9 protein-coding genes are annotated in these 12,969 nt (G+C 64.7%); 4 read left to right on the top strand and 5 right to left on the bottom strand.

The features are described from left to right. Positions 1 to 140: 140 nt before the first annotated feature. Complete coding sequence (locus HBF25_RS13690) at positions 141 to 2,144, top strand: phosphocholine-specific phospholipase C (protein ID WP_208392578.1); 2,004 nt, start codon at positions 141 to 143, stop codon at positions 2,142 to 2,144. Positions 2,145 to 2,354: 210 nt separating this feature from the next. Here the strand turns inward: HBF25_RS13690 and HBF25_RS13685 are convergent, their stop codons facing one another. From HBF25_RS13685 to HBF25_RS13675, 3 genes are read right to left on the bottom strand one after another with little or no spacing between them, the layout of a single operon-like run. Continuing rightward, entirely contained in the window at positions 2,355 to 3,752 is a 1,398-nt protein-coding gene (locus HBF25_RS13685; RefSeq protein WP_208392577.1) for an efflux transporter outer membrane subunit, read from the bottom strand. Positions 3,753 to 3,756: 4 nt separating this feature from the next. Continuing rightward, positions 3,757 to 6,894: an efflux RND transporter permease subunit gene (locus HBF25_RS13680; protein WP_166949308.1), complete on the bottom strand. Its 3,138-nt coding sequence runs from the start codon at positions 6,892 to 6,894 to the stop codon at positions 3,757 to 3,759. 3 nt (positions 6,895 to 6,897) lie between these two features. Beyond that, positions 6,898 to 8,046 carry an efflux RND transporter periplasmic adaptor subunit gene (locus tag HBF25_RS13675; RefSeq protein WP_166949306.1) on the bottom strand — a complete coding sequence of 383 codons (1,149 nt, stop codon included), beginning with the start codon at positions 8,044 to 8,046 and terminating at the stop codon, positions 6,898 to 6,900. Between the two features lie 122 nt (positions 8,047 to 8,168). Here HBF25_RS13675 and HBF25_RS13670 point away from each other — a divergent pair, with 122 nt between their 5' ends. After that, the gene (locus HBF25_RS13670; protein ID WP_166949640.1) at positions 8,169 to 8,918 is read left to right on the top strand and encodes a response regulator; all 750 of its coding nucleotides are present in this window, start codon (positions 8,169 to 8,171) and stop codon (positions 8,916 to 8,918) included. Continuing rightward, the gene (locus HBF25_RS13665; RefSeq protein ID WP_166949304.1) at positions 8,918 to 10,003 is read left to right on the top strand and encodes an ATP-binding protein; all 1,086 of its coding nucleotides are present in this window, start codon (positions 8,918 to 8,920) and stop codon (positions 10,001 to 10,003) included. The genes HBF25_RS13670 and HBF25_RS13665 overlap by 1 nt, the downstream gene beginning before the upstream one ends. Here the strand turns inward: HBF25_RS13665 and HBF25_RS13660 are convergent. Beyond that, entirely contained in the window at positions 9,960 to 10,388 is a 429-nt protein-coding gene (locus HBF25_RS13660; RefSeq protein WP_166949302.1) for a hypothetical protein, read from the bottom strand. The two genes, HBF25_RS13665 and HBF25_RS13660, sit on opposite strands and share 44 nt — an antisense overlap. Before the next feature lie 700 nt (positions 10,389 to 11,088). Here HBF25_RS13660 and HBF25_RS13655 point away from each other — a divergent pair. Continuing rightward, positions 11,089 to 12,183 (top strand): glycosyltransferase family 9 protein, encoded by a 1,095-nt coding sequence (locus HBF25_RS13655; RefSeq protein WP_166949300.1) that lies wholly within the window; start codon positions 11,089 to 11,091, stop codon positions 12,181 to 12,183. A gap of 10 nt (positions 12,184 to 12,193) precedes the next feature. Here the strand turns inward: HBF25_RS13655 and HBF25_RS13650 are convergent, their stop codons facing one another. Continuing rightward, positions 12,194 to 12,859 carry a response regulator gene (locus tag HBF25_RS13650; RefSeq protein ID WP_166949298.1) on the bottom strand — a complete coding sequence of 222 codons (666 nt, stop codon included), beginning with the start codon at positions 12,857 to 12,859 and terminating at the stop codon, positions 12,194 to 12,196. Positions 12,860 to 12,969: the final 110 nt, after the last annotated feature.

Genomic DNA, 12,969 nt, shown 5'->3' with positions numbered 1-12,969 from the left:
TGGATTCCAGCCTTCGCTGGAATGACGGGTAGACAGGTGGCGGGGATTGTCCAGCCACGGTCAGAAAGCTGACGCGCCTGCGGCATGCTGCTGAAACGCCCTCGCGGTGTCGTATGACGACATCCAGCAGGGAGATTGGCATGAGCAGCATCGACGACGTCAAGCGACGCAGGTTTCTCAAGATGACAGCCGCCTCGGCAGGCGGACTGGCCGTATCCGTGCTGCCTCCGGCGATCCGGCAGGCGCTGGCGACACCGGCGGCGACGGTCACCGGCAGCATCCAGGACGTGCAGCACGTGGTGATCTTCATGCAGGAGAACCGCGCCTTCGATCATTACTTCGGCAGCCTCGCCGGCGTGCGCGGCTTCGGCGATCGCGTGCCCGCTCCCCTGCCCGGCGGCACCGCCAACGTATGGCAGCAGCCCTACGGCCAGGGCCGCATGCTGCCCTTTCACATGGATACGAAAACCACCAGCGGCATCTGCATCAATGCACCCGCCATGAGTTATCCGGTGGACACCGCCATATGGAACAACGGCCGCTTCGATGCGTGGAACACCGCACGCTCGCCGGGCCTTGGCATGGGCTACTTCACGCGCGACGACCTGCCGTTCTACTACGCCCTCGCCGATCAGTTCACCATTTGCGACCAGTATTTCTGCTCCACGCTCACCCAGACCAACCCGAACCGGCTGCATCTGTTCTCCGGCAGCAACGGGCTCTCCGTGGGACAGACCGCCGTGCTGGACAATACCGAGCCCGCGGCCGGATTCAGCTGGATGACGTATGCCGAGCGTCTTCAGCAGGCCAACATCAGCTGGAAGGTCTACCAGCAGAGCAACAACTTCGACGACAACGCGCTTGCGTGGTTCGCATCGTTCAAGAAGGCCAAGTCCGGACAGCCGCTCTACGATCGCGGCATCGCCGTGAGCACCGACCTGGTGAAGGCGTTCGCACAGGATGTCGCCAACGATACCTTGCCCAAGGTGTCGTGGATCGTGGCGCCGGATTACCTTTCCGAGCATGCCAACTACAAGCCGGCCTACGGCGAAGACCTGAGCGCACGCCTGCTTGCCGCGCTGGTGGCCAATCCGGCGGTCTACGCAAAGACCGTGTTCATCCTCAATTACGACGAGAACGGCGGCTTCTACGATCACGTTCCCCCGCCGACACCGCCTTCGTCGTCGGCCAATGGCTTGTCCACGGTAAGCACCAAGGGCGAGATCCAGGACGACAAGCCGATCGGCCTGGGTTTCCGTGTGCCGATGACCATCGTCTCGCCATGGACGCGCGGTGGCTGGGTCTGCTCGGAGGTGTTCGACCATACCTCGGTACTGCGATTCCTCGAGGCACGCTTCGACGTCAAGGAAGACAACATCAGTCCATGGCGCCGGGCCGTCTGTGGCGACCTCACCTCTGCATTCGACTTCAGCGGCGCCAGTACGGCATGGCCTTCGTTACCCGATACCAGCGGCTACACGGCGGCTGCCGATACGCAATGCAAGAGCCTGCCATCGCCGGTGGCACCCGCCACGCCTTCGATGCCGCAGCCCGAGTCCACGCGTACCCGGCCTGCCCGTGCCCTGCCCTATGAGCTGGATATCCAGGGCCATGTAGAAGCATCGACGGGGCGTTACGTGCTGGAATTCCTCAACACGGGAAGTGCGGGCGCGGTGTTTCAGGTCTATGCAGCCAATCGCGGCGACGGGCCGTGGCGCTATACGGTCGAGGCGCGCAAGACGCTGTCCGACTACTGGAGCGCGAAGACCTATACCAAGGGCATCTACCAGCTGGAAGCACATGGCCCCAACGGCTTCCTGCGCGTTTGGAACGGCCAGGTCGCCACGGCGGCCACCATGCCGGAAATCGTTCTTGCCTATGACCCGGCAAACGGACGGTTGAAGCTGACCCTGACCAATGCGGGTGACGGTCCGTGCACGTTTACCGTCAGCAATGGTTATGTGGCGGAGGATGTGCGGATCTATCCGGTGCCCGCGCGGGGTTCGCGTGGGGACAGCTGGGATATCGCAGACAACGCGTGCTGGTACGACCTCACAGTAACGGTGGCCGAAGTGTCCGGATGGTCGCGACGCGTGGCAGGCCACATGGAAACCGGCGCCCCCAGCACCAGCGAACCCATGTAGGAGCGCGCCTTGCGCGCGACAGGATGGTGCGTTATCGCCTCATCGGGCAGTCGCGCGCGAGGCGCGCTCCTACAAAAGCATTGCGTTCACAGGTCGCCCTACACCCCGAGTAAAACCCTGTAGGAGCGCGCCTTGCGCGCGACACCTGCGGAGCCATGAGGTCATCGGCTTCGTAACGGTCGCGCGCAAGGCGCGCTCCTACAGGGGGTGTTACGTTGTGCCGCCGCCCAGGGCCTTGTAGAGGTTTACCGTGTTGGTCAATGCCGCACGACGCAGGTCCAGCAAGGACTGTTCCGCCGCGTAGCGTTGCCGCTGCGCGTCGAGCAGTTCGAGACGGCTGTCCTGCCCGGCCTCGTAGCGAAGCCCGGAGAGCTTCGCCCTGCGCGTGGCGCTATCCACCACGCGCTGCTGTGCGCCCAGCTGGTCGCCGTAGGTCGCCTGCCCGGCCAGCCCGTCGGATACCTCACGAAAGGCTACCTGCAAGGCCTTTTCATAGCTCACGATAGCGCTGGACCTGCGGATCTCGGCCAGACGAAGCTCCGCACGCAGCTTGCCGCCCTGAAAAATCGGCTGGGTGATCTGCGGCGTGAACGACCACGTCTTGCTGGCACCCTTGAACAGGCTGCTCAGCTCGCCGCTGCCAAACCCATAGGAACCTGTCAGCGTAATGCGTGGAAAGAACGCAGCACGTGCCGCGCCAATATCCGCATTGGCCGCCTTCAGCTCATGCTCGGCCTGCGCCACGTCCGGACGCCTTGCGAGCAGATCCGACGGCAACCCCGGAGGCAGACTTGCCACCACGGGCCGTGCATCCAGCGCCACGGGTGCGGGCAGATCCGCTGGCAAAGAAGCGCCGACCAGCAAGGTCAATGCATTGTCAGCCTGTGCCAGCTCGCGCTCGCGCGCACGGATATCGGCTTCGGCCTGATCCACCTGCCCTTCGGCCTGGGCGAGGTCGATGCCACCCACCTGGTCGGCACCATGCAGTGCGCGGGTGATGCGCAGGGACTCCTGCCAGTCGGACAAGGTACGCCGCGACAGTTCCAGTTGCTCGGCAGCGACACGCTGCTCTACATAGGCCTGCGCCACCCCGGATACCAGCGTGATGCGCGCCGCACGGGTGCCCTCCTCGCTTGCGAGGTAACGCTCCCATGCAGCATTTGACAGCGAACGCACGCGCCCGAACAGGTCCACCTCGTACGCGGCCAGATCCAGCGTGGCGCTCTTCTGGTCCAGTCCACCGGGCACGCCGGGTTGCAGCGACTGCTGCCCGCTGCCACCGCTGCGCTGCAACTGGCCGGTAGCGCCGAGCGACGGCAGTCGCGCAGAACGCTCCACGCGAAACTGCGAATGCACCGCCTCCGCATTCAGCACGGCAAGTTTCAGGTCGCGGTTGTTGACCAGCGCCAGGTCGACCAGCGAGCGCAGGCGCGGGTCGGGCATGACCTGCTGCCAGCCCAGCGTGGAAGCATTCTCACCGCCACCGGCCGGATGCTGCGCATACACGAGCGGCAAGGGGCTGTCGGGCCGCACGTAGTCCGGGGCCATGGAGCAGGCGGTGGCCGTGAGGGCCACCGCGAGCAGGGTCGTCAAACGGAACATAGACATCGGATCACTCTCCGGGCAGGCGTCCGGCCTGCGCCTCGGGTGTGTTGCGCTTCCTGCCAAAGCGATCGGCAAGGCGCTGGACCACCATGAAAAACACCGGCACCAGGAAGATCGCCAGCAGGGTCGCGGTGACCATGCCGCCGAACACGCCCGTGCCGATCGCATGCTGGGTCTCCTGGCTCGCGCCACGGGCCAGCATCAGCGGCACCACGCCAAGTGCAAAGGCCAGCGAGGTCATGAGGATCGGGCGCAGGCGAAGCTTCGCCGCCTCGATGGTGGCCTCGACCAGACCCTTGCCTTCACCGCGCAACTGCCGTGCAAACTCCACGATGAGGATCGCGTTCTTCGCCGAAAGACCGATCACCGTGATCATGCCCACCTTGAAGAACACATCGTTCGGCAGCCCTCGCACAAGCACGGCGGCGATTGCGCCGATGAGGCCCAGCGGTACAACCAACATCACGGAGAACGGGATCGACCAGCTCTCGTAGAGCGCGGCAAGCACCAGGAACACCACCAGCATCGACAGCAGCATCAACGCCGGGGCCTGCGCACCGGCCTGTTTCTCCTGCAACGACTGGCCCGTCCACTCCACCGCATAACCCGGTGGCAGTTCCGCCACCAGTCGCTCCATCTCCTCCATGGCCTGGCCACTGGAATATCCAGGTGCGCCAGAGCCACTGATGCGGACTGCCGGATAGCCCTTGTAGCGAATCATCTGCAAGGCCGTCTGCTTCCAGACCGGATGCACCACCTCGGACAACGGCACCATGCCACCGCGATCATTGCGCACGTAAATCTTCAGCACGTCGTCCAGCTGCATGCGGAAAGGGGCATCCGCCTGCACGATCACCTGCTGCATGCGGCCATGGTTGGGGAAGTCGTTTACATAGCTCGAACCCATGGCCGCCGACAACGCGTCACTGATGACCGTGAAGTCCACACCCATAGCCCGGGCCTTGTCACGATCGATATCCAGCGAAATGCTGGTACCCGGTGGCAGGCCCTCGGGATAGACAAACGCCAGTTTCGGGCTTTGCGCCGCCAGTTCCAGCAGCTTCGTCTGCGCCGCTTCCAGCTCGTCATTGCCACGATTGGCGCGGTCCACCAGGCGCATCGCGAAGCCGGAGGCATTGCCCAGGTCGTCGATAGCCGGAGGCATCAGGCTCATGATGGTGCCTTCCGGCGCATCGGCCATGGCCGCCTGCGCCTTGGCCACTTCCTCCTGCGCCGTCGCGCCGTCGCGTTCGCCCCAGTCCTTCATCATCGTGAAGGCCAGCGCCGCATTCGGGCCGGAACCGGCAAAGCTGAAGCCCAGCACCGACTCGTTGTTGGCGATACCCGGTTGTGCATCTACATGCTTCTCGTAGCGCTTGATGATGTCGAGGGTGCGCTCGGACGTGGCATCGGATGGCAGCTGGAAGGAGGTGATGAAATAGCCCTGGTCTTCCTCGGGCAGGAAGGCCGAAGGCAGCATGTGGAACCCGGCCACCAGCAGCGCCACGATCACCGCAAAGCCTGCCATCGCACGCCCTGCCCGTTTCAGCACACCCCCCACGATGCGGCCATAGCCCGTGGTCATGCGTTCGACACGACGATTGAACCAGCCGAAGAAGCCACGCTTCTCGTGATGACCCGGGTCGACCGGCTTGAGCAGCGTGGCGCAGAGCGCCGGCGTCAGGCTCAGCGCCAGGAAGGCCGAGAAGATGATGCTCACCGCCATGGAAATGGTGAACTGCCGGTAGATCGCACCCACCGAGCCGCTGGCAAAGGCCATGGGAATGAACACGGCCGTGAGCACCAGCGTGATACCCACGACGGCTCCGGTCAGTTCGCGCATGGCGCGCGAGGCGGCTTCCTTCGGCGACAGTCCTTCACTGGCCATCAGGCGTTCCACGCCTTCCACCACGACGATGGCATCGTCCACGATGATGCCGATGGCCAGCACCATGCCGAACATCGTCAGCACGTTGATCGAGAACCCCGCGATGAGCATCACCGTGAAGGTGCCAAGCAACGCGATCGGCGCGACGATGGCGGGAATAAGCGTGTAGCGTACGTTCTGCAGGAACAGGTACATCACCAGGAAGACCAGCACCATCGCTTCGAGCAGGGTATGCAGCACCTTCTCGATCGACACCTTCACGTAGGGCGAGGTATCGAAAGGAATCGAGGCATACATGCCCTTGGGCATCGTAGGCGCCAGTTCGGCGAGCCGCTGGCGAATCGCATCAGCCGTCTTCACGGCATTGGCACCCGGGCTCAGCTGCACGCCGGCACCCGCCGAGGGGTGACCGTGCTCGCGCACCGAGAACGTGGTGGTCTGTGCGCCAAGCTCCACGCGCGCGACATCTCCCAGCACCACCTTCGAGCCGTCGGCATTGCTGCGCAGGACGATGCGGGAGAATTCCTCCGCATTCGTCAGCTGGCCCTGGGCCAGCAGCGGCAGGGTTACGCGCTGGCCGGGCACCGTCGGGTTGTCGCCGATGCGTCCCGGGGATATCTGCACGTTCTGCTGCGCGATGGCCGCGGTGACGTCGCCCAGCGAGATCTTCAGTGCCGTGAGCTTGTTGGGATCGACCCAGATGCGCATGGCCCGTTCGGAACCGAACAGCTGCACGCGACCCACGCCATCGATGCGGCGCAGTTCTTCCACGACGTTACGCGCCATGTAATCACTGAGCGTGAGGTCGTCGATCCTGCCGCCTTCGGAGTTGAGGCTCACCACCATCAGGAAGCCCGAACCCGACGATTCCAGGTTCAGGCCGTTCTGGCGCACCGACTGCGGCAGGCGCGGCTCGATGGTCTTGATGCGGTTCTGCACGTCGACCTGGGCCAGTTCCGGATCGGTGCCGGGCTTGAAGGTCACGGCGATTTCCGCCGAGCCCGTGGTATCCACCGTCGATTCGAAGTACAGCAGGTTCTTTACGCTGGACAGCTCGCGCTCGATGAGTCCCACGACGGCATCGTTCAGCGTTTCCGGCGTGGCACCCGGATACGTGGCGTAGATGGTGACCCGTGGCGGCGCCACGGTGGGATATCGCGCGATCGGCAGCATCGGAATGGCGATGAGGCCGAACAGCACGATGAAGATCGCGATCACCCAGGCGAACACCGGGCGATTGATGAAGAATTGCGGCATGGTTCAATGCTCCGCGACAACGGCCTGGCCGCCCGCATCGGCGGGCTTCCAGGGGCTGGCGTTGACGACGACGTCGGCCTGCAGGCGATCGAAACCTTCCACCACCACGCTTTCGCCGGCAGCGAGGCCTTCCTCGATCACGTACTGGCGATCCACGAGCGGTCCGAGGCGGACCGGGCGCGGATGGGCCTTGTGCTGGGCATCGACGATCCAGAGGCTGGGATTGCCGGCGGTATCCCGCGCCACGGCTTCCTGCGGCACGCGCAGCATCGGACGTGGCGCGCCACGGGGTACACGTGCACGCACGAACATGCCGGGCAATAACAGGCCCTTGTCGTTATGCACGGCGATACGCATCACGACGTCGCCGGTCCCCTCATCCACACGCAGGTCGGAGAACAGGATCTGCCCTTCCAGAGGCATGGGTTCGTTGCCATCGCCCAGGAAATGAGCCGTGCGCGGCGTACCCTGGTCGGCCTGCGCACGCACGGCGGCGAGCATGCCGGCAGGCTGGCGCACGTCGACATACACCTCGTCCATCTGCTGCACGCGCGCCATCGGCTGGGCGTCGGACTGCGAAACCAGCGCGCCTTCGGTCACCAGCTCCTGGCCGATGCGGCCCGAGATGGGCGACCGTATGGTGGCGAAACCGAGATCGACCTTGCGCCGTGCCAGGTTGGCCTGGGCCTGCGCGACCTCGGCCGCCGCCTGGTCGCGCTGGGCGACGGCGTTGTCGTACACCTGCCGGCTGATGGCATCGGCATCCACCAGTCCGGTAAGCCGGCGTACGGTGATCTCGGCCTGCGCAAGGGCCGCCTGCGAGCGCTTCAGCGTGGCCGCCGCGCTATCCGCTTCGGCCTGGAAAGGCGCCGGATTGATCTGGAACAGGGGCTCGCCGGCCTTGACCTCGCTGCCCTGCTCGAACAGGCGGCGGGTGACGATGCCACTCACCTGGGCACGGATTTCGGCCGTGCGACCCGCGACCACACGTCCGGGCAGATCGTCGGTCACCTGCGTGACGACCGGTGCAACCGTGGTCACCGTGACCACCGGAGGTGGCACGGCAGGTGCCTCCTGCTTGCCACAGGCAACCAGCAGGGGCAGCAGTAACAGGTACGCCAGTCTCCATGGACGACGCGAAAAGGGCTTCATGCTCATTCGTGGGGTGGGATCGGGTGGAAAACCATGCATCCTAGGCGCCTGTCTTGGGCTTTCCGTGGGTAGTTCGTGGAGATACGATGGAGAACCCCGGTTTTCGTCCGTGCATTTCCGCCATGGCCGCTCCCTCTCCCACACCGGGTCATCCCGAACCGAACGACCGGCTGCGCGCTGCGCAACTCGTGCTCGTGGCGGAAGATGACCCCGACATCGCGGACATCATCCGCTCCTACCTCACGCGCGACGGTTATCGCGTGGTGCATGCGGCGGACGGACAATCCGCGCTCGACATGCATCACAGCCTGAAACCCGACCTCATCGTCCTGGACGTGGGCATGCCGCACGTCGATGGCTGGAACGTGCTGTCGGAAGTGCGTCGTCGCGGGCAGACACCAGTGATCATGCTCACGGCCTACGACCAGGACATCGACAAGCTGATGGCCCTGCGCATCGGTGCGGATGATTACGTGGTCAAGCCGTTCAATCCGGCGGAAGTCGCGGCGCGTGTCGGCGCGGTGCTACGGCGCAGCGGCCGTAGTGAATCATCAACCGTGCAGCAGCATCGCGTCGGCCCCGTCGAGATCGACCTCGAAACGCATTCGGTGTACGTGATTCAGGGCGAATCGCGCCTGTCGCTCACGCTGACGCTCACCGAATTCAAGCTGCTTGCCCGCATGGCGCGCACGCCGCAGCGCGTGTTCAGTCGTTCCGAATTGCTGGCTGCCTGCCTTCCCGAAGGTGACACGCTGGAGCGCACGGTGGACAGCCATGTCAGCAAGCTGCGCAAGAAACTGGAGGATGCCGGCGTGCCCGGCATGCCGGTGAGCGTGCGTGGCGTGGGCTATCGCCTGGAGTCGTCGGGCTGATGCAACGACGCAGTCTCAGCCGGCAGATCGTACTGTCCACGGGCGCCGTCGTACTGACGGTGATCGGCCTGTTCCTGGTCACCTCGTACGTGCTCTACGCCTTTCTGTTCGACGACATGATCGTGCCCGAGCAGACGGAAAACGACTGGCTACCCACCAATACCGAGCTGGTGTGGATGGGCACGGTCACCCTGGTGGGCCTCATCCTTGCCACGCTTTCGGCCCAGAAACTCGCACGGCGTATCCTGAAACCCCTGAATTCCGTCGCCAGCAGCATCCGGCTCGCCGCTTCCGGCGATCTCAGCGCGCGCGCCGATGCTGGCGACGAGTCCCTTGGCGAAACCGCCGAGCTCGTACGCGACTTCAACGCGCTCGCCGAGCGCCTGGAGCGTATCTCCTACGAACGCACCACCTGGAATGCCGCCATCGCGCACGAGTTGCGCACACCGGTGTCGATCCTGCGCGGCCGGCTTCAAGGTCTCGCAGAAGGCGTGTTCGAGCCGGACGAAAGCCTGTTTCGCAACCTGCTTGTCCAGGTGGAGGGGCTCTCGCGCCTCATCGACGACCTGCGCGTGATCAACCTCGCCGACAGCGGACACCTGGGCCTGCAACTCACCGACGTGCACCTGGCGGAGGAAGTCCGCATGCTCGTCGCCCTGGTGCAGCCCAGTTTTTCCGCGCGCCAGCTGGAATTCGACCTGGACCTCGACGAGGACACCATCCACTGCGATGGCGTGCGTATCCGCCAGGCCTTGCTTGCGGTGCTCGACAATACCGAGCGCTATGCGTCACCGGGAACGGTGTGCATCCGTCTGCGCATGCAGGACGACGCAGCGACGATCTGCGTGGAAGACGAGGGCCCGGGCATGCCTGCCGAACTGCGTGACCACGTCTTCGATATCTTCCGGCGTGGCGAGGAATCGCGTGGGCGCCACAGCGGTGGCAGCGGCCTGGGCCTCGCCATCGTTCAGGCCATCGTGCAGGCCCACGGCGGCTATGCGGTATGCGAAGAGGGCCGCAAGGGCGGCACCGTCTTCCGGCTCAACCTGCCTCGTGGCCCGGCGATCGAGGATGTGTTCGCGTAGCGGAGGCACGCGATACGGCGATGCGTCCGTTGGCAAAATAATCGCGCAGCAGGTGCACGGCCTCCTGTGACTCGATTTCGCCCCGGGAAAACGACAGGCACAGTTCCAGCGTATCGCTGAAGAACATGGCGCTGACCGGCACGTAATGCCCCTGCACGCTTTCACCGGCCCCGGCGTGCTCCAGCGTCGCCACGGCCTGGCCCAGCGCCGCGTACTCGGCGCGATATCTGCGCATGATCTCCAGCAGCTGGCCGTCATCCCGGTGAAAACTTGCCGCCGTGATCAGCGCCCGGGCCGGTTGCCCCCCGCGATGCAGCGCCGTGGCCAGCCGGATGTGCCGTGAGCGGCGCATGGCCCGTATCGCAAGTTTCAGGAACGACATCATGGAGTGGAAGCTTCCTCCGGGAGGGCAATGGCACCACGCTGCCAAAGGAAGCTGAGGCGGACCTTAGGAAGATAGCCGCCCCACCCCGCCACGGGAAGACCCACCCCCACCATGTAGGAGCGCGCCTCGCGCGCGACCGGTTGGAATGGTGTCGCTCCGGAGTAAAGCAGCCCTTGTGGTGTTTCGCTCCGTAGCAAGGGCTCGCCTATCGGCCTCGCGCTCGGCGCTGGTACGTGGCGTTGCAGAGGCGACGGGGGCGGCCCTTGGCGCTCCGGCCTACGGTGTCCCTCGGGAAAGGAGGAGCCGCTGCGCGGCTCAGTGTCTTATGGCTTGCGCCCCTTCGGGCACGGGGAGCGGGCGGGGTTTCCTGACTCGACATCCTGTCTCGGCAGGAAAGGCCGGCCTTCCTGGCCGGCCCCGCTACGCGGCCTTATCCGCCCACTCCCCTCACCTCCATCAGTCGCGCCAAGGGCCGCCCCCGCCGCCTCTCCCCATCGTGACCGCAGGCTGTTGTAGGAGCGCGCCTGCGCGCGACCGGTTGTCGCGAATACCTTCATCGATTCGATCCCACCGGTCGCGCGCAAGCACGCTCCTACAGGGGGCGGGTTGTAAGCAAACTTTCATCTGCCCCACAGCCGCAGCTAAGGATGCCCTGTCATCGTTGCCATACGCCCGGATGGCCGGGTGGTTCCGGATTGTCATGTCGCCTGCGATTCCGCTTGCCCGCCCTGAATCCCCCACGAAACGCGTGCCCTTTCACGGGCGCTTGCAGGCCCTTCGCCGCAAGGCCATGGGGTGGATCGTCCAGCGGATGTTCCCCAGCCAGGGCAACATCGTGGGTGCAGGCACCCTTCCCCGCCATGGCATCCAGCGCATCCTCGTCTGCCGGCCCAATCACCGGCTGGGGAACACCGTGCTGATGACGCCGCTGATGCAGGAGCTTGAGCGGCATTACCCCGGTTCCGAAGTGGATGTGCTTGCCACCGGGCAGGCCGCCCGCAGCATTTACGGCGGCTTTGCCACACTAGGCGAATTGCTTTTGCTTGATCGTCGCGCCTTGCGGCATCCGCTCAAAACGCTGAGTGTCCTGAGCCGCCTGCGCAGTCGACGCTATGATCTGGTGATCGATGCCGCCGCGGGTTCGTCATCCGGACGTATCGCGGCTGCGACGGCTCGTGCCCGCTACCAGTTGCGAATCGGTGATTTCGAAGACGGCATGCCCGTGCATTTCGCAGGACGGGCCATCCATGCGCTGCGCCGTGCATTAGGCGATGAAACCGTCACTGCGCTGCCCCGGCCCGACCTGAGGCTGAGCGACAGCGAGCGCCGCCACGGTGTCGACACGTTGCGCCGTGTTTTGCAGGGACACGATGACACCTTGCCCATCCTTGCGATCTTCCCCAATGCCACCGGTGCCAAGCGCCTGGACGAAGCATGGTGGCGCAGTTTCCTTGATACGCTGCTTGGTGAAACAGGCCCTCGGCGTATCGTGGAACTGGTGGCCGCCGACGGCATCTCACGCGTGGGCAACGCCTATCCCACGTATTTCACCAGCGATCCTCGCAAGCTTGCCGCCGTGATTGACGCGGCCGGCATGTATATCAGCGCCGATTGCGGGGTCATGCATCTTGCCGCTGCGACCAGCGCCACGACGATCGGCCTGTTCGGCGCGACGGATCCGCAGCGCTATGCGCCGTACGGCGGTGACAACATCGGTTTCACCTGTGACGATGGCTGCCCCGTGCGTACTGCGCGACGTGTTGCCGCGCATCTGTCGTCGCGAAAGCAGGCCTGATCCGAAGCAATCAGACCGGCGTCAGCGGAATCATGTAGCCGAAGCCACGCACCGTCTGGATTGCTTCGGCGCTGAGTTTGCGACGTAGCGCATGCACGAGCACTTCGAGGGCATTCGTGCCCACATCGGTTTCGCTGCCGTAGACGGAGTTCTCGATGGTTTCCCTGCGCACGATACGGCCTGCACGCTCCATGAGGATGCGCAGCAGGGCGAATTCGCGGCGGGTGAGCTCCACGCGTTCGCCGCGATAGTTCACTTCGAACGAGGCGAGATCCACGCGCAGCGCGCCGGCCTCGATGACGTTGTCGGCATGGCCCTGCGCGCGGCGTGCCAGTGAGCGGATGCGTGCCGCGAGTTCGTCGAGGTGAACAGGTTTCACGACGTAATCGTCGGCTCCGGCATCGAGACCTTCCACTTTCGATCGCACGTCGTCGCGTGCCGTCATCACGAGCACCGGCGTGCGTACGCCGAGGCGTCGTGCTTCGCGCAGTACTTCGATGCCATCCTTGCGTGGCAGGCCCAGGTCGAGCAGCACCAGGTCGGAGGCCTCCTGTCGCAGGGCTTCCAGGGCTTCCGTGCCGGTGGTGAGCCAGGTCACGTTGTAGGACAACCGCTCCAGCGCGCGTTTGATCGCTGAGCCGAGCGGCACGTCATCTTCCACGATTACGATATTCACAGGCACCTCCGTCGATTTGCATTGTGCGTGAATACGAGGCCGATGTCCTGCTTTCGCAGGAGCGTGCCTGCGCGTGGCATGGCGATGATTCACATTTTTCGGCACAACGG

Source organism: Luteibacter anthropi (assembly GCF_011759365.1).
Classification (GTDB): Bacteria; Pseudomonadota; Gammaproteobacteria; order Xanthomonadales; family Rhodanobacteraceae; genus Luteibacter; species Luteibacter anthropi.
Note: the sequence above shows the minus strand (reverse complement) of the source record. Positions and strands in the feature narration are given on the sequence as shown.

What these genes read in the sequence shown, in the direction of transcription:
- HBF25_RS13690 (WP_208392578.1), top strand. Translation starts at nt 141, where the DNA reads ATGAGCAGCATCGACGACGTCAAGCGACGCAGGTTTCTCAAGATGACA.
- HBF25_RS13655 (WP_166949300.1), top strand. Translation starts at nt 11,089, where the DNA reads ATGTCGCCTGCGATTCCGCTTGCCCGCCCTGAATCCCCCACGAAACGC.
- HBF25_RS13670 (WP_166949640.1), top strand. Translation starts at nt 8,169, where the DNA reads ATGGCCGCTCCCTCTCCCACACCGGGTCATCCCGAACCGAACGACCGG.
- HBF25_RS13685 (WP_208392577.1), bottom strand. Translation starts at nt 3,752, where the DNA reads ATGTCTATGTTCCGTTTGACGACCCTGCTCGCGGTGGCCCTCACGGCC.
- HBF25_RS13675 (WP_166949306.1), bottom strand. Translation starts at nt 8,046, where the DNA reads ATGAAGCCCTTTTCGCGTCGTCCATGGAGACTGGCGTACCTGTTACTG.
- HBF25_RS13665 (WP_166949304.1), top strand. Translation starts at nt 8,918, where the DNA reads ATGCAACGACGCAGTCTCAGCCGGCAGATCGTACTGTCCACGGGCGCC.
- HBF25_RS13680 (WP_166949308.1), bottom strand. Translation starts at nt 6,894, where the DNA reads ATGCCGCAATTCTTCATCAATCGCCCGGTGTTCGCCTGGGTGATCGCG.
- HBF25_RS13660 (WP_166949302.1), bottom strand. Translation starts at nt 10,388, where the DNA reads ATGATGTCGTTCCTGAAACTTGCGATACGGGCCATGCGCCGCTCACGG.